The organism is Rathayibacter sp. PhB186 (assembly GCF_003751825.1).
GTDB classification, from domain to species: Bacteria; Actinomycetota; Actinomycetes; order Actinomycetales; family Microbacteriaceae; genus Rathayibacter; species Rathayibacter festucae.
Map to the genome: position 1 here is coordinate 1 of NZ_RJKO01000001.1, position 15,877 is coordinate 15,877.

The window sequence follows — 15,877 nt, forward strand, 5'->3', positions numbered from 1 at the left end:
ACGACGTATGGGTCCACGGTCTCCGAGATAGAGCGACTGCGGCAGGACTTGGAAGCGGCCGAAATCGAGGTCGTCGTGATGGAAGCGACGGGTGATTACTGGAAGCCGTTCTTCTTCACGCTCGCGGAGACATTGAACGTCGAACTCGTGAACGCCCGGCAGGTGAAGAACATGCCGGGCCGGAAAACGGATGTCCTGGATGCGCAATGGCTCGCCGAACTCGCCGCTCACAACATGCTTCGCAGCTCGTTCGTGCCCCCGGAGCGGATCCGGGAGCTCCGCGATCTGACCCGCACCCGCCGCCACCTCGGGCAGGAGCAGCACCGCGAGTGGGCTCGGCTGGAGAAGAACCTCGAGGACTCCGGCATCAAGATCAGCTCCGTCCTCTCCACGCTGGGCAGCCAGACGGGCCGGCGGATCCTGGACGCCCTGGTCGCCGGGGAACGGGACCCAGAGGCCTTGGCCGCGCTCGCGCACGCATCTTTAGCGAAGAAAACGCCGGTGTTGATCGAATCCCTGCGAGGCAGATTCCGGGATCACCACGCTTTCATGGTGCGATTGCACTTGCGCCGCATCGACGCGATCACCGAAGACATCGCAGCAATCACTGATCAGATCGAGAGGGTGATCGAACCCTTTCGAGGAACCCGGGAACTCCTGATGACGATCCCGGGCATCAAAGAAAACGCAGCAGACACAATCATCGCCGAGATCGGCGCAGATATGAGCGTCTTCCCCACCGCAGGACACCTCGCCTCCTGGGCAGGAGTCGCACCAGGTCTCCATCAATCAGCAGGCCGCATCAAATCGGCACACATCAATCCCGGCGACGCCTACCTCAAAGCCGCTCTCGGAATCGTCGTCTTCACCATCATCCGCTCCAAGAACGGACGCCTCTACGCGAAATACCGGCGAGTGAGCAACCGAACCGGCGGACTCAAAGCTGTGGTCGCCATCGAACACACTCTTCTCACCATCATCTGGAACATGCTCCGCAACGGCGTTCCCTACGACGAACTCGGATCCGACTACTACCGCCCTCGCCACCCTGAACGCACCCGAGACAACGCCCTCCGAACCCTCGCGACCCTCGGCTACGACGTCACCCTCACCCCCAGAACCGCGTGAAAGGTCACCATCCCTTTCCAAGTAGATCCACCGACGTCTGAAGATGGGTCTCGATACGCCCTGCGGGGCTACTCGACCAGCAGGGAGCGCTCGCTGCTCACGCCCGCGAGCCGCCGCCCGCCTCCTCGTCCGCGAGGCGCTGCAGGACGCGCTCCGAGGCCGCGGACATCTCGGACGGGACCTCGAGGGCGGTGAGGTACTCGACGACGGAGGTCATCTCGTGGCTGCGGCGGACGGCGTGCTTGCGGCTGCCGGTCTCGTAGCGATCGATCTTCGCCTCGACGTCGCCCGAGAGCTGAGCGGCGATCTGCTCGCGGATCCACGGCTCGCAGCCGGCGGCGCGGCCGGCGGTGACGGCCTCGACGACGACCGCGGCGAGGCTCTTCATCAGCACGCTCCGGAGCAGCTTGCGCGAGGTCGCGACGCCGGCCGGGCCGTCGATCCGCTCGACCTCGGCGCCGAGCGCCGACAGCCAGGCCGCCACGTCGGCCGCCGCGGCGCCGCTGACGATGGTCTCGGTCCGCGCGCCCTTCGCGGGCACCGGGCCGAGGATCGCGACGTCGGCGAAGCGGGCGCCCGCGGCGTCGATCACCCGCTCGACCGCCTCCATCGTGGCGGGGGAGGCGGTGGTGAAGTCGGCGTAGACGGCGCCCGCGCGCAGGTGCGGGGCGGCGTCGGCCGCGATCCGCTCGCTCAGCGACGCCGCCGTCAGCACGACGACGAGGTCGGCGGAGGAGACGGCGCCCGCCAGGTCCGCCGTCCGCTCCACCCCCTCGGGAGTGCCGGGAGCGGCCGGGTCGTAGCCCGAGACCGTGTCGCCGTGGGCGGCGGTGGCCGCCGCGTAGAGGGCTCCGGCCTCGCCGAGTCCGATGAATCCGATGCGCATCGCGCGTCCTTCCTTCGCCGGACGCTCGCGCTCCGGCTGATCAGCGCTGGAGGGCGTTCGCCGCTCGGCGCAGTTCTGGCACCTGCGCCTCGAGGTGGGCGCGGGGGGTGGTCTCGAGGGGACCCGAGGCCGAGATCGCGGCGATCACGTCACCGGCAGCGCCCCCGAGGGGCACGCTCACGGCGGCGACGCCGGTCTCGCGTTCGTTGATGGAGATGTGGAAGCCGTCGCGGCGGACCTGCTCGAGCTGCTCGCGCAGCTCGCGGGCCGTGATCCGCTCGCCGGCCGCGGTGTCGGTGTCGCCGAGCCCCTCGAGGATCCGGTCGCGCTCGTCCTCCGGCAGGGCGGCCAGGATGTTCTTCCCGGCGCCGACGTGCAGCGGCAGCCGACGGCCGAGCGGGAGCTGGTAGCGCAGCGGGTCCTGCCCGTCGACGCGGACGGTGAGGATCCGCGAGTCGCCGATCCGCGCGTAGAGCGAGGCGGTCAGGCCCGTGCTGCCCGCCAGCTGCTGCAGCACCGGCCGAGCCCGGGCGATCAGCGGGTCGGTCGCGAGGTAGCTGTGCCCCATCCCGAGCGCCGCCGGTCCCAGCCGGTAGAGCCCGTTCTCGGTGGCGACGAGGCCGCGGTGCTGGAGCGAGCCGAGGATCCGCAGCACGGTCGCGTTCTGCAGGCCGGAGCCGCGGCTCAGCTCGACCAGCCGCAACGGGGAGTCGCTGCGCTCGAGGAGCTCGAGCAGGTCGAGCGCGCGGTCGACGCTGCGCACGGTCGAGGCGGACGCGTCCGCGGGAGTCTGGGCCATGGAGCCCATTGTCCCGGGCCACGGCCCCGGCGTCCCCGGCGGCGGTCCCGTCCCCGGTCACGGCCCCGCCAGGATGCTCTTCCGAGTCGCGGTCTCGGTGGCATGCTTGGCCTCCGCTCGCTCCAGCACGGCCTCGGCCTCGCCGCGCGGGACGACCGCCAGGCCGTCGGAGTCGCCGAGCACGAGGTCGCCGGGCGAGACCACCACCGAGCCGATCGCGACGGGCACGCCGAGCCGGAACGGTCCGTTCTTGTAGGGGCCGGCCGGGCTGACCGCGCGGGCGAACGCCGGGAAGCCCATCTCCTCCAGGTCGTCGACGTCGCGGAGCGCCCCGTCGATCACGATGCCGATGCAGCCGACCTTGCGCAGCCGCTCGCCGATCAGCTCGCCGACGAGCGCGCGGTCCTGCACGCCGTGGCCGTTGACGACGAGCACGTCGCCGGGGCTGAGCCGCCCGATCGCCTCGTGGATGCCGGCGTTGTCGCCGCCGGCGACCTCCACCGTGAAGGCGGGGCCGGCCAGTCGGGCGCCGCGCCAGACGGGGCGGATCGCGGCGTCGACGACGCCGAGGCGGTCCATCGAGTCGCCGACGTTGGCGACGGGGAGGGCGGCGAAGCGCTCGAGGAGGGTCTTCGGTACCGCGGCGTTCTGGGAGGGCTCGTTCTCGGTCATGTCGTTCTCGTTCCGTGTCGAGGGGGCGCCGCCTAGTCGGCGGGCTTCCAGCCGTGGGCGTAGGAGAGGAGGAGCGTCCAGATGCCGAGCACGCCGGCGACGCCGAACGTCCACGGGCTGAGCGCGGCGGAGGCGCCGGCGATGAGGGTGCCGTTCACGATGATCAGACCGGCGATCTGCAGCAGGACGAGGATCGTGCCGAGCACGAGCATCGTCACGAGGAGGACCACGAAGACGGTGGTCATCACGGAGATGACGCGCTGACGGCCGGGACCGTGCGGGGAGTCGCGGGGGGCGGTTTCTTCGGACATCAGTGTCTCCAGGACGAGGGCGGGAAAACGGTGGCGGGGCGGGGGCGGGCGCGCATCAGTGCGGCACCGGCAGCCAGCCCGGCCCGATGAGGGCGGCGATGAGCAGGATCGGGAGGACGTAGAGCACGATCAGCGGGACGAACGTCTTCACCGGGTTCACTTGCGCGATGCCGGTCGCGATGTAGATCGCGGCGGCGCCGGGCGGCGAGGCGCCCTCGGTGGAGGCGGCGACGAGGACGACGCACGCCGCGAGCACCGGGTCGACGCCCGAGGCGACGAGGACGCTGAAGCCGATGCCGCCGATCGTCGCGATGGTGGCGGTCGAGCTCAGCGGCCCGGCGACCAGGACGACCATCACGGCGACGATCACCGACATCACGACGGGCGAGGCGTTCAGCCCGTTCAGCACGCTGGAGAGCTGCTCCGCGAGCCCGAGCTCGGTGAGCACCGCGCCGCCGGCGAAGGCGAAGACCAGAGTGGCGCCGATGTCGCGGTAGCGGGGCGCCGTCTTCGCGACGAAGCCGTACCACTCCCGGCCCGACTTCGGCAGGCCGCGCCAGCCCAGCGCGGCGGCGAAGAGGCCGAGCAGCACGGGGATCCAGACGATGATGCTGATCGCGTCCATCACGTCCGCGCCGAGCACGCCGGTCAGCGCCTCGCCGGTGGGGCCGAGGGTGACGACGACGGGGATGATGATGCCGAGGAAGACGAGCAGCGAGGTCCAGCCGCGGCGGAACGACTTCGCGAACGGCAGGATGTCGGCGGCGGCGACGCGGCCGATCTTGTACTTGCGGACGAAGTAGAAGACGACGATCAGGCGCCAGAGGATGCACCAGGCGGCGGCGGCGAACATCGCGAGCAGCAGCTGGTCGATCGAGATGTACGGCGCGACCGTGGCGGTGCCGATCAGGATGAAGAACGAGGCGCTCGGCGGGATCACGGTGCCGTTGCCCGCGTTCCCGGCGATCAGCGTCGCGGCCACGTGCGGCGGCCAGTTCGAGCGCTTCATCCACGGGATCGCGACCGAGCCCATGGTCGCCGCGTTGGCGGATCCGGAGTGCGCGACCGCGCCGAACAGCGCCGAGCCGACGGTGGCGACGTAGCCCGCGCCGCCGCGGAGGCGGCCGAGCAGCGAGTTCAGCAGGTCGACCTGCCGATCGATCACGCCGGTGGAGGCGAGCAGGAAGCCGATGAAGGTGAAGGCCAGCGCGGCGAACACGATCTCCTGGTCGAAGGCGGCCTGCATGCCGACCAGGACCAGGCGGAGGAAGTCACCGCCGCCGAAGGCGCAGACGACCAGGAAGCCGACCACCATGGCCTCGCCGATGCCGCGCTTGAGCGCGACGCTCCAGATCACGATGACCGCGATGTACGCGATGAGGGCCCAGACAGCCAACCCCATGGGGTGTTCCTTCCGCTCGTCGTTGAGGGATGTGGAGTTCACTAGGTGAACTCAAAGTTCGTTTTGACGAGTATGGAGGGTCGGTGCGGGAGGGGTCAAGTCGGACGGGTGGTGCACTTCGCCTCCGGCACCCGGGCGATGAATGCGAAGACCGACGCCTCCTTCGACGGCAAGGGCCAAGAGCTGCTGTCCGACCTGCTGCTCGCGGCCGCGGCCGGGAATCGGCCGATCAGCGACGTGCTGCTCTGGCTGACCTCCGTCGAGGACGAGACGCCCGTCGAGCTCCTGCACGACAACGGCTACCCGACGAACGCGCGAGCGGTCCGCGGCATCATGAACACCGCCGACAAGGCCCGGGACGGGATCTACTCGACCGCGCAGGGCATGGCCGTGTGCTTGAAGAGCGCCGCGACCGCCGAATGGGTGAACGCCCGCCCGAACGACACCCGCCCGCAGTTCGTCCCCGAGACGTTCGTCACGTCGACCCAGACGCTGTACTCGCTGTCGAAAGAGGGCGCCGGCACCGCCGGCCCCCTCGTCACCGCCCTGACCGCCGCGACCATCGAGGCCGCGGAAGAGCACGCCGCACGCTCCTAAGGCGGGCGCCTCGCGACGCCGCTCGTTGCCGTTCTCGATGAGGCCGCGAACGTCTGCCGGTGGAAGGATCTGCCCGACCTGTACTCGCACTACGGCTCCCGCGGAATCCCGATCATGGCCGTGTTCCAGTCCTGGTCCCAGGGCGTCGGCGTGTTCGGCAAGGAGGGCATGCTCAAGCTCTGGTCCGCCGCGAACGTGAAGCTCTACGCGGGCGGAGTCGCGGAAGACGAATTCCTGCGCACCCTCTCCGAGCTGATCGGCACCTACGACAAGGAGACCACCTCCGCCAGCTACAACAAGGGCGTCCGCTCCACCACCTCAGCGCTGCGCCGAGAAAAGATCCTCGAAGTCGCGGACCTCACCAGCATGGGCCGGGGACGGGCGATCATGCTCTCCTCCGGCTCCCGTGCGGCCCTGGTCGACACGGTGCCCTGGTACAACGGCCCGAAGGAGCAGGTCGCCGCGATCAACGCCTCCATCGCCGCGCACGATGCGAGCAGCGGACCGGCGAACGCCGCGCCGGGGTCGCCCGTCGTGACGGTGATGCCCCCGCTCGAGGCGCAGCCGGCGGCGGAGCTCGACGTGGAGCAGGGCTCGGAGAACCGGAGCGCGTGATGAGCGACGAGGACGTGTTCGATGTCGAGCCGGATCCGTTCTCGGCGCCCGCTCGAGTGGTCGACGTGCGACCGGAGCCGGCGCAGGCGGCGGAGGACGAAGTGCCACCGACGTACTTCGGCTCGGCCGACGAGTGGGTGCGGAAGTTCCTCCTGCCCTCCTACCGGCGCCGCGTGACGGCCAAGGGCCAGAACGGCGGAGAGCGGTGGGCAGCCCAGTGGTGGGGCTGCGTGGAGGCGCTGACCCGCATCGAAGCGCTCTGGCGGATGTGGGAGGAAGTTCGCACGAGTCCTGCGGATCTGAGCGCCTACTGGATCAGCCACCTCGACATGCACATGAAGGTGCTGCTCTCACACACGGGTCCGTTCGCGACGTCGATGGATGAAAACCGGGCTGGCGACATGCTGCCGTACACCGCACCCCCTATTGGAATGTTCCCACCGGACCAGCTGGGCTGAACGCAGCTCTTGAGACAAGGTGCCAAGCCGCTCCTCGTCAGCATCCGACCATCGCCAGCGCGTATCGATCGCCGGGACCCAGCCCGCCGATGTGTGCCGCATCTACTGTCGACGCCATAATTTCTGGCCTTTCCGCGGCCGTGTGGCCCAGCCCCAGCGCGTGGCCGAGCTCATGGAGGAGTACGTGTCTGCCGGTTGAGCTCGCGGGGTCGGCCGTGGCGTCGTCGTTGCGGACGAGGATCTGTGCACTGTCGATGATGCCGTTTCCGGACCATTGGGGCCGCGCGACACCGAGGGTGGTCGGCCCGGGGAAAGACATCCCGTCCACCGAGGCGTCGAGGGCGCTGAACCGGAGAGTGATGTCTGCGGAGTCGTCGGTCGCGATGACCAGGTCGAGTCCGGTCGCCTCTCGGAGGACGCTGACCACCTCGTCGAGGGCAGCAGCGGTTGCGGGAGGCACCTGACCGATGGACCCGATCTCGATCCTCGCCTCGCAGGACCATCGGACGGGTTGACCGTCGACGCGACCGCTGAAGGAGTAGTCGGTTCCTTCGACGACAGTGCTCGCTTCAGGTACTGGAAGCCGCGGCGCCGGAGAGGAAGTGCGGTCGGGCGTCGGCGGGCGTGCGGACGAGGGTGGCGAGATCGAGATCCAGGCCGCCATCGCGAGCGCCAAGCCGAGGAAGACGGCAGTCAACGCGCGCCCGTGAAGAGGGCCGCTACGTGGGCGCCGCGTCCGTCTCGGCCGCCGCTGGCTCGTGGTCCGACGGACCGAGCCGTGTCGGGATCGACGTCGCACTGTTCGAGTCCTTCCGCCCGTGGAACGGCGGCGTATGGGGTGGCGGGGGATGGTGCGCACGGTGGTCCTCTCGGTGGTATCGGGCTTGGGGGTCTTCACGGACCAGATGCACGAGGGCCGCACGCCGAGGGGTCTCGGCGTGCGGCCCTCGTGTCGGGGCGTCAGCTCTTGCGGGCGGCTGCCCACGGGTGGGCGGGCGTGTCCAGGAACCGCTTGTGGTGTGCCTGGCGCAGCTTCTCGAGGGCGGCGAGCCTGTCGAGGCGGTCGATCAAGGGGCTCAGGTCGACGCTGCGCGCGCCGGGGATGCTGACCTTGATAGAGCCGCCGATGATCTGCCCGGTCTCGTTCCGCGTGAGCGTCGGCGTGGTCTTCTCCGGGGGGTCGGCCCGGAGGTTCCCGATGAGCACACGGATGGCGTTGTACGGGAAGTAGCACTCGTCGACGGTCTTCTGAGCGGAGTCGACAGTGCGCGGGAAGTCGCTCGTCTGCAGGTGATCGCGGACCTCCTCGACCTCAGCCAGCTCCGACTGGACGGTGGCGCGGGTCTTGAGATCGTCTTCGAGATCCGCGTCGAGGACCTCCACGAGTCGGTCCCGCTCTCGGGAGGTGGTGCTGCCGTCGCGGGCTTCGGCGAGCCAGGCCAGGGTCGGCATGAGCAGCCCGGTCACGACGGCCAAAGCGACCAAGATCACCAGCGTGCCGAGCTCCGCGTCGCCGAGGGCCACGATCGCGCGGGCGATCATGCCGCCGGTGATCGTGGTCGCCGTGATCGCCGCGATCAGCAGGTACCGGTTACGTGCGCGGTACGCCTTCTCTGCTTCGTGCCGGTTGCCCTCGGCTTCGTCTTCGCGTGCGTGGTTGTGGGCGCGAGCGCTGCCGTGGACCGTGTACGTCTGGCCGAGGATCACGACGACCACGACGGCCATCGCGAAGGTCCATCCCAGCGGATCCACCCACGGCTGCATGAGCGGCACATTCAGGAAAAAAGCCATGAAGGCGGCTAGGCCGACGGCCTCGAGCCAAGGAGCGATGCGCCCGACCAGCATGAGCGCTCGGCTCGTCCGGAGGTGATGGGTCCGCCCGGCGCGGGTGTCGACCCTGATCTTCTCGTTGCTCGTGCCCACGCGCTCGATCGCCTCGGCGTTCGTCATCGTCTCGCCCGACTCGGGCGTGACGACCGGGAGGGTGTCCTCGTCCAGGGCGTCGAGCCCCGCCTTGACGCTCTCGAGGGTGTCGCGCATCTCGTCGAGTTGCGGGTCGATGTCGACGTCCAGCCGTTCCTCGAGCTCCGCGTCACCCGCCTCGATGTACTCGGAGGTGAAGAGGTCGTTCTGGGTAGTGCCGGGTTCACGGAGGTGCGGCGGGAGTCCCTTCGCGGCGCCCTCCTCGTTCGCCGTCCGGGCGAGCACGACGAGCTGCCGGTACATCTGAGGACTCATTCCCTGTGCCCGGGCTTCCCGCTCGGTCAGGGCGGGCTGCCACGGCTTCTCGTCGTCTGCGCCGGGCGTCGAGCCAACGGTGGTGTTGATGGTCATCTGGGTCTCGTTTCTCGTGCGGGTTGGGTCAGGGGGTGGTGAAGGTGATGTCCACGCGGCGGTTCTCGGGGCTTCCCGGGTCGTCCGGGACGGGCTGATCGACGTTCCCGTGGCCGCGACGCGCGAGGATGCGGTCTGCCGGGACACCGAGGCGGTCGATCATCACGGTGTCCGCGATCGTGTCGACGCGGTCCTCGGAGAGGGTCTGGTTCTCGGGCAGCGCGATCGCCGGCCTGCCGTCCCCGTCGAGAGGACCGCTGTAGCTGGTGTGGCCGTCGAGCTCGAAAGTCGCTCCAGCTGCGAGAGCGTTCTCGATGCAGTCGCGCAGAGCCGCGACCGTGCCTTCCTCGTCCAACAGCGTCGGCTCGTTGACCACGAAGAACGCAGAGGGCACCGAGCACGTCGCCCTCTTCGGGTCGGCAGGATCCCCAACGGGCGTGATCGGCAGCGGCGGGACGCTGACGACCGGAGCCTCCGGCCGACCCGACACGTCATCGGTGTCGACCGCCACGGCGTCGATGAAGCGGACGCTCGACGCCCCACCCCCCTGGAGCACGCCGGTCCAGACGTCGTTGCGGTAGGTGCTCTGCAGGTCGCGGAGCTGCGGCTGCGCACCCGCGGAGGGCACCACGACGAAGGTGACATCGTCGGACACGTTCAGCCGCTCTCCGGAGTCCTTGACGTTCGCCACCACGTCCTCGACCGGCACGGTCCACGCCAGCGACGGGAAGGACACGGGATCGGCGAGGTCGAGTCCGCTGCTGACGATGATCGTGGGGGCGTCCGCGAGCTTGAGCTTGGTGAGGCCGCTGAAGAGGGCGCGGTCCCCGCCGCTGGCCGGGTTGTTGATCGACTTCTCGATCGTGTCGATCTTCTTGTCGATCGCCTCCGCGGCGCGCACCGGGATGTTTAGGATCGCGCTGTCCTTGGAGTCGTCGACTCGAGGCGTCATGTCGACGACCTCGACGTCGACCGTGCCGTCGGAGTCGACGCGGCTGACCGCGACGCCGGCGCCGGCGAGGCCGTCCTCGTGCAGGAGCTCGATGACCTCCGAGGGCAGCTCAATTTCTGCGTCCGTGGAGATCGGCGCGGTGTAGATGATGTTGTGCGCGATCGGGACCGAGGGCGTCGGTTCGAATACGCCCGTCAGGATTCCGACGCCGGCGAGCACCGCGGCCGTGATGACGCCCGCGAGGGCGAGCCCCACACGACGGGGGGTGAAGCCACTCCGCCCGGCGCGTCCCGCCCGCGAGGACGATCGAGAGCGGCTAGCAGAGGTGCGGCGGGTCGACGACGGGCGGCGACGCGATCGGGAGGAAGACGGACGACGCGCGGGGCGGCGAGACGGTCGGGACATGACTACTCCAGTCGGATTCGGGTGAGGGTCACGCCGCGCGGTCTGCGAGGTCGTGGCGAAGGTGGACGGTGACCGCGCGAAGAGCTGACGGGCGGATGACGGTGCGGGTGTGCACGACGGCGGACAGCACCCTTGACGGCTTCCCCAGGCCGATGACCTGGTGAACTTGCATGCCGACCGCGCGGGCTTCGAGGGCCAGGTGGACGAGTCCGCCGTCGGCGCTGCAGAGCATCACGCGACTGAACCCGGCTCGGCTCAGATGTGCGAGGTCGAGACCGTCGGTGATGCTCAACTCGCCGCCATCGGGGCCGCTACGCACGCGCCGCTGGATGTTCTCGCCCAGGAGCGCGAACCAGACGGTCTTCGCAGCCCGGTGACTCGCTCCGACGATGACCTGGTCGCCGGGCTGGATCACAACGATCTGCGACCGGTAAACGGCGAACCATCGACGCACGTCGTCGACAGAGGCGTTCGGCCCACCGACCTCGTTCTCGATGTCGATCACGTGGAGCGTACGTCGAACGACCGGGACGGAGGCATGTCGCGTCGTCTTCATCTCATGGCCCGTCGACCGCGCGTTACGCATCCGCGATTTCCATTCGCAGACGCACCGTCGATGTACCGGCGAGCTGGTGGTTGGCAAACTGCTCGGCCGCACAGGGCGACACCGCGAGAACAGACCCACGACCACCCTCGGCACCAGAGGCGTCGAGCAGGTCGAAGTGGTACCAGCGGGGCTGCGTCAGCGAGGTTGCCAACAGCTCGTTGAGAGCGTCCATCTCACGTTTCCTTTCACTCCTGGCGACCCGTGCGGCTCGCTCACCTGGAAGGTAGGCGGACCGAAGCGCTGGCGAGCAAGATGCACTGCATGAGATGATTTCGGCCCCTTCGCGACGTCGAATGGCCTCTTCAGACGCCGCCGAACTGCGCAAATCACCAAGACTGCGCCTCGACCAGGAGCGACCATGGCACTCGTCACCCCGGATCAGCTACGGGCCCTGATCGAAGCCCACCGGCAGTTCCTACGCGGAACAAGCCCTCGACCATCCGTGGGGTCTTTAGGACCGCTGGCAGGCCTCGTTCGCGTGCACGACGGCTGGCGCGACGATGGACCAACTCGTACACACGAGCTGTTGGAAGCGATCCTTCGCTCAACGAAGGAAGCACAAGTCGGACGCTTCTACGGCGAAACCACCTTGGCGGATGTCGTCGACGTGCTGTCAGCCCGATGGGGGATCTCTGGACGCTCGCAGGCGACACTACCCGGCACAAGCAACCAGACAGCCCGAAACTGGTCGTCCCGAGTAACTGCAAGTACCCAAGCTCGAGTCTTGGCCACCGAAGCGGCGCTTTCCATCGGGCGCCTAAATAAAGAAGCCAACCCAGACCCCGAACGCTTTACCTATCCAATCGACACGTGGACTCATCCATCATCGATACCGTTCACCATCGCAACTTCGCTCATAAGCAAAATGCCACATCAGGAGCAATTTAGCTCCGAAGATATAACTCAATTGCTTCGGGCGCGAATCGTAACTCGCCTTCTGGATTACGCCCGCGACGATGACGCCAAGCTATATCGACACGTTTGGCATCGGGTGTTTGCGCCATGGTTTGAGGACGACAGGTACTTCAACACCACTCGGCAGCCAGGAGAAGCGCTGTCTCCGGGAGGAGCACTGCGCCGCGAGACCGAGGCCCTTATTCAGCTGTTCGCGTTTTCGGTAGTGAGCGAATCTGACACAAGATCTCTCGAGCAAGCCGTACAACGCCGAGATGGAGCTAAAGCTTTTGGCCGATCGATTCCCGCATCATACTTTGAGGGCGTCACGCCGATTACAGAACTACTTGAGCCCGCAAACACACGAGGCGCATTCGCCCGTTCAAGACTTGCAGTATTGATGGCTCAATCCCAGATGCCTGCCGAAATAGGCGAATTCGACGTAGCCGGAACCCGATCGGATGACGTCGGCGCCAAAGCACTCCAAGACGCCTACTTTATCCGAAACGCTCCATCGGACACCAAAGCAGAAATGATTCGCAAATATGTCGCCATGCGCCACAATATCAAACCGCCATCGGAACGTAGTATCCAAAATAGGCTGCTCGCGTTAGCAGACCAATCCGTCGGACTCGATGCTGTCGAAACCAGAAACCCTCAACTGCTCGGCTGGGTAGCAGAAGCGACTCATGGCGGCGAGTATTCTGAGATACGTTGGGCATACTCCGCATTCACGACTCGAGACCGCGCCCTTCTCCTCGGAAAAGACGGCGACCGGGAACTCGCTTTAGCAAAATCGATTGAAGCCTGGCGCCACACAGACTGGGTAAGGACCGCGGAACTTTCCACCGACCGACGCGCATTAACGGAGGCCGGCCATCAGATCGCACTAGGTGCCGCGGGAACATGCACAAAGATCGTGGAAGACGCCCTCATCGACCCAGCGACGCGAGACCGAGAAAATATGCAATCACGCATAACGGCCGCGCTCGCCTGGACGTCATACGCCATGAATCAACTTAATATTCTCGACAGAGCGGACGACACCGCGGGACTTGCAGCCCGGCGGCACCAGGACGGATACATATCGTCCATCGACTGGAGAATCCAAACTAGAATTATCCGGACACGAGCACTACTCGGTGCATATACAGCAGCCCACTCCGGATTGGCGCAGTGGCTGACAGAACCAAGCCTCGACTCCCTTCGGGCCGCCTACCTTGATATCATTGAGGCTCAAGAAACAAAGGCAAGCACTCGGGTCGACGTCACAAAACTCGCAATTTGGCTCGGATTTCTGTCTAACGGTTTTGTCCCATTCACAAGACACCTCGCGCCCGCACTGAAAGATCTGCACTTTATCGACACAGATCCAGATAGTATCGACGGGGGTTGGGAACTTCGAAGGATGAACTTTAGCGCGGCCTCCGAGTGGCTTTTGGCCAGAAACCAAGACTCAGGCGCACCCCACTGGTTTAGCCCAACCAGTAAGGCTTACGCACTGCTGCAGCGACGTACCGGCGGCCAGTACGAACGATGGTATGTAGGGATGCGCGGCACGGTACGGAGGTCTGTCAACTGATGCATGAGAGACCTGCGCCAAGCCCGAGACCGTTTCATGGGGGAGCACCCGACCTGAGCGAAGAGGTTAATCACGCTCTGGAGCAAGGCATCACTCTGAGGCGATTCAGCGCCACCGCCTGGGCGTTCGGCAACCAGAACGGGCTGATCGCCGAAGGCGCCGCCGGCGAGACTGACCCCGAGACCCCGGAACAGTCAGTACCGGTCACCGAGTCGACACTGTTCGACCTCGCAAGCCTGACCAAGATTGTGGTTCTGTGGCCTTTGATCGGACATCTTCAATCCACAAACAGGATAAACTTGGACGACAATGTCCAGCACCTGTTGCCTGAAGTGCCGGAATCTCTCAGCAAAGTTACCGTCTTACAGCTTCTAACTCACACTGCGGGTCTCCCCAAAGACGCATTTCCGACATGGCTCGTTTCCCGAACCACCGACGGACTTCGGAAAATCGACCCGACAATCGATCAAAGCACTTTTCTGAACGCAGTGCTCGCGGCCCCTTTAGAGGCACAGCCTGGAGATCGGGTAATATATTCTGATCGCGGCGCTCTGATTCTGGGCCTTATCATCGAGAGAACTCTCGAAACTAGCCTTGCCGCCGCCGCGGACAGATTCATCTGGAAACCGCTCGGGATGTTCGATACGCGCTTCGGTCCATTAAACAGTCAAAATCGGATGCGGGCGGCCGCGACTGTTTCCCCAGCAGGGCTACACCCTAGCCTCACCGGAATTGTTCACGATCCATCGGCGCGACTTATGGGCGGAGTTGCAGCAAACGCGGGAGTATTCTCCACAATCCACGATATTGCGCGATTCGCCCAGAGGGTCGTCATGTCGCACAACATGAACGTTGGCCTTTTGTCAAGCATGGATTCTTCTTGGACTCGCGACAGCCTCACAGTCCTTACCAAGGAGCTTTTACCGGCACGAGGCCTCATGTGGCATCCTGATCCTGATTTCTCAGAATCCGGAACGTGGATGCATAACGGGTATACCGGAACCTCTATCTGGGTCAATCCACAACGGAATCTGTGGGCGGTCCTGCTGACGAATCGGACCTACTCCTCCGACGCACTAACGATGGCTCGAGTCCGTAGGGAGTTCTGGTCGAGCATTCTTCGAACTACTTTGGGCCGAACAGAATAGTCGCAAATTGTTCGCGGACACGACGTATCTCGTACGAACTAGACGTGAAGTATAGTTTATTTGTCAACATAATCGCCCAACGATCTTGGTCGAAATCTAGCCAGATCGCAGTGCCCGTAAATCCGTAATGTGACCAAGTCGAGACTGACCCACCTTTAGCAGGATGCCAAAACAGCCCTCGCGACGGAGAGAGGTCTCCGGTCCGAACGGAAAGCGATAGTTTCAGCCAATCCTGAAAGCCTGGCGAGGTGCGATCTTCACGAAGAATCGATTGAGCAAATTTGCCCATGTCGCCGACGGTCGAGAAAACTCCGGATATTCCCGACACTCCGCTAAGAAGCCGGGCAGAGAAGTCGTGAACAACGCCCTTCAAATGAACCCCAGTGACATCATCTACTGCTGTTGGTGCCGCAGCGGACAACGCTCGACCGCTAAGCGGCCCGAAACACGTCCTACTCATCCCGAAACGACTCCAAATTAGCTCTCGAGCTGCTACATCGAGCGAGGATGAGGTAAGTTCCTCAACAATATACCCAGCGATCAGGGCAGCTCTATCCGTATATCGAACTGTCGATCCAGGTCGGTCGTGAAGAGATTCTCGAAGCACGCCTTTTCGAATTTCCATCGGGTCAGTTCCATACAAAGCCTTCAAATTCGCACGCGGAGGAAGCCCGGCGGTGTGAGAAAGAAGCTGCTCGACCGTCACAACATCGAGTGGGCCGCCGGTCGCATCTTCAAGTAATGACCCTACCGTCGATTTCAAGCTCAGCTTCGAGTTTGACCAGAGGAAGCCTAGTGGTGCCCAGACGGCGACTATCTTCGTGAGACTCGCAATATCGAACACAGTGTCGAAACTTGCCAACCATGACGAATTCGTCGGGTCAGGTTTTCCCAACCCGTCCTCGAAGTACGTGGTGCCACGATCGCCCCATGCCCAAACCGCTGACGGGAAGGTACCCGACCCAACGGCTTCAACCAGCAGGCCGGTCGCCGCGCGGGCGCGCCGCTCACGCTCATCAGGGGACATCATTCTCACTTCTCGATGGGGGCCACCAGTTTCGACTATACTTCTAACGTGCCCGACCAT

At 65.5% G+C, this 15,877-nt stretch carries 16 protein-coding genes and 1 pseudogene; 6 read left to right on the forward strand and 11 right to left on the reverse strand.

Annotated elements, in window-relative coordinates; translation table 11 throughout:
• Positions 1-1,128, forward strand: a 1,128-nt coding sequence (locus EDF45_RS00005; RefSeq protein ID WP_123734480.1) for an IS110 family transposase, incomplete at its 5' end; no start/stop codon positions are given.
• 97 nt (positions 1,129-1,225) lie between these two features.
• Here the strand turns inward: EDF45_RS00005 and EDF45_RS00010 are convergent.
• Genes EDF45_RS00010 through EDF45_RS00030 form a run of 5 tightly spaced genes read right to left on the reverse strand, consistent with a single transcriptional unit; the run spans position 1,226 to position 5,198 of the window.
• Entirely contained in the window at positions 1,226-2,014 is a 789-nt protein-coding gene (locus EDF45_RS00010) for an NAD(P)-dependent oxidoreductase (RefSeq protein ID WP_123734481.1), read from the reverse strand.
• A 40-nt stretch (positions 2,015-2,054) separates the two neighbouring features.
• Positions 2,055-2,813 carry an IclR family transcriptional regulator gene (locus EDF45_RS00015; RefSeq protein ID WP_123734482.1) on the reverse strand — a complete coding sequence of 253 codons (759 nt, stop codon included), beginning with the start codon at positions 2,811-2,813 and terminating at the stop codon, positions 2,055-2,057.
• Positions 2,814-2,870: 57 nt separating this feature from the next.
• The gene (locus EDF45_RS00020; protein WP_123734483.1) at positions 2,871-3,485 is read right to left on the reverse strand and encodes a methyltransferase; all 615 of its coding nucleotides are present in this window, start codon (positions 3,483-3,485) and stop codon (positions 2,871-2,873) included.
• A gap of 32 nt (positions 3,486-3,517) precedes the next feature.
• Positions 3,518-3,796, reverse strand: a complete 279-nt coding sequence (locus EDF45_RS00025) for a hypothetical protein (protein ID WP_123734484.1) — start codon at positions 3,794-3,796, stop codon at positions 3,518-3,520.
• 55 nt (positions 3,797-3,851) lie between these two features.
• A complete protein-coding gene (locus EDF45_RS00030) occupies positions 3,852-5,198 on the reverse strand; it encodes a TRAP transporter large permease subunit (RefSeq protein ID WP_123447422.1) in 1,347 nt (448 codons plus the stop codon).
• Positions 5,199-5,306: 108 nt separating this feature from the next.
• On the opposite strand from EDF45_RS00030, the gene EDF45_RS00035 reads away from it, so the two are divergent.
• From EDF45_RS00035 to EDF45_RS00045, 3 genes and pseudogenes are all read left to right on the forward strand, one after another.
• Positions 5,307-5,795, forward strand: a complete 489-nt coding sequence (locus tag EDF45_RS00035) for a hypothetical protein (RefSeq protein WP_123734485.1) — start codon at positions 5,307-5,309, stop codon at positions 5,793-5,795.
• 30 nt (positions 5,796-5,825) lie between these two features.
• A pseudogene (locus tag EDF45_RS00040) lies at positions 5,826-6,410 on the forward strand (TraG/TraD/VirD4 family protein); the annotation flags it as partial.
• A complete protein-coding gene (locus EDF45_RS00045) occupies positions 6,410-6,868 on the forward strand; it encodes a DUF4913 domain-containing protein (RefSeq protein ID WP_123734487.1) in 459 nt (152 codons plus the stop codon). The pseudogene EDF45_RS00040 and the gene EDF45_RS00045, both read left to right, overlap by 1 nt.
• A 37-nt stretch (positions 6,869-6,905) precedes the next feature.
• On the opposite strand, the gene EDF45_RS00050 is transcribed toward EDF45_RS00045, so the two are convergent.
• The 5 genes from EDF45_RS00050 to EDF45_RS00070 form a co-directional block, all read right to left on the reverse strand.
• Complete coding sequence (locus EDF45_RS00050; protein WP_123734488.1) at positions 6,906-7,565, reverse strand: matrixin family metalloprotease; 660 nt, start codon at positions 7,563-7,565, stop codon at positions 6,906-6,908.
• A gap of 263 nt (positions 7,566-7,828) precedes the next feature.
• Positions 7,829-9,349 (reverse strand): hypothetical protein, encoded by a 1,521-nt coding sequence (locus tag EDF45_RS00055; protein WP_148060191.1) that lies wholly within the window; start codon positions 9,347-9,349, stop codon positions 7,829-7,831.
• Entirely contained in the window at positions 9,231-10,409 is a 1,179-nt protein-coding gene (locus tag EDF45_RS00060; protein ID WP_123734490.1) for a hypothetical protein, read from the reverse strand. The genes EDF45_RS00055 and EDF45_RS00060 overlap by 119 nt, the downstream gene beginning before the upstream one ends.
• A 178-nt stretch (positions 10,410-10,587) precedes the next feature.
• Complete coding sequence (locus tag EDF45_RS00065) at positions 10,588-11,064, reverse strand: hypothetical protein (protein WP_123734491.1); 477 nt, start codon at positions 11,062-11,064, stop codon at positions 10,588-10,590.
• A 73-nt stretch (positions 11,065-11,137) separates the two neighbouring features.
• Positions 11,138-11,338, reverse strand: a complete 201-nt coding sequence (locus tag EDF45_RS00070) for a hypothetical protein (protein ID WP_123734492.1) — start codon at positions 11,336-11,338, stop codon at positions 11,138-11,140.
• 186 nt (positions 11,339-11,524) lie between these two features.
• Here EDF45_RS00070 and EDF45_RS20940 point away from each other — a divergent pair, with 186 nt between their 5' ends.
• Together EDF45_RS20940 and EDF45_RS21925 are read left to right on the forward strand one after the other, a co-directional pair.
• On the forward strand, positions 11,525-13,642 hold the full coding sequence (locus EDF45_RS20940) for a hypothetical protein (protein ID WP_148060192.1): 2,118 nt from the start codon (positions 11,525-11,527) through the stop codon (positions 13,640-13,642).
• Positions 13,642-14,790 carry a serine hydrolase gene (locus EDF45_RS21925; protein WP_185020047.1) on the forward strand — a complete coding sequence of 383 codons (1,149 nt, stop codon included), beginning with the start codon at positions 13,642-13,644 and terminating at the stop codon, positions 14,788-14,790. The genes EDF45_RS20940 and EDF45_RS21925 overlap by 1 nt, the downstream gene beginning before the upstream one ends.
• Here EDF45_RS21925 and EDF45_RS00080 read toward each other — a convergent pair.
• Entirely contained in the window at positions 14,768-15,817 is a 1,050-nt protein-coding gene (locus EDF45_RS00080) for a serine hydrolase (protein WP_185020048.1), read from the reverse strand. The two genes, EDF45_RS21925 and EDF45_RS00080, sit on opposite strands and share 23 nt — an antisense overlap.
• Positions 15,818-15,877 lie beyond the last annotated feature (60 nt).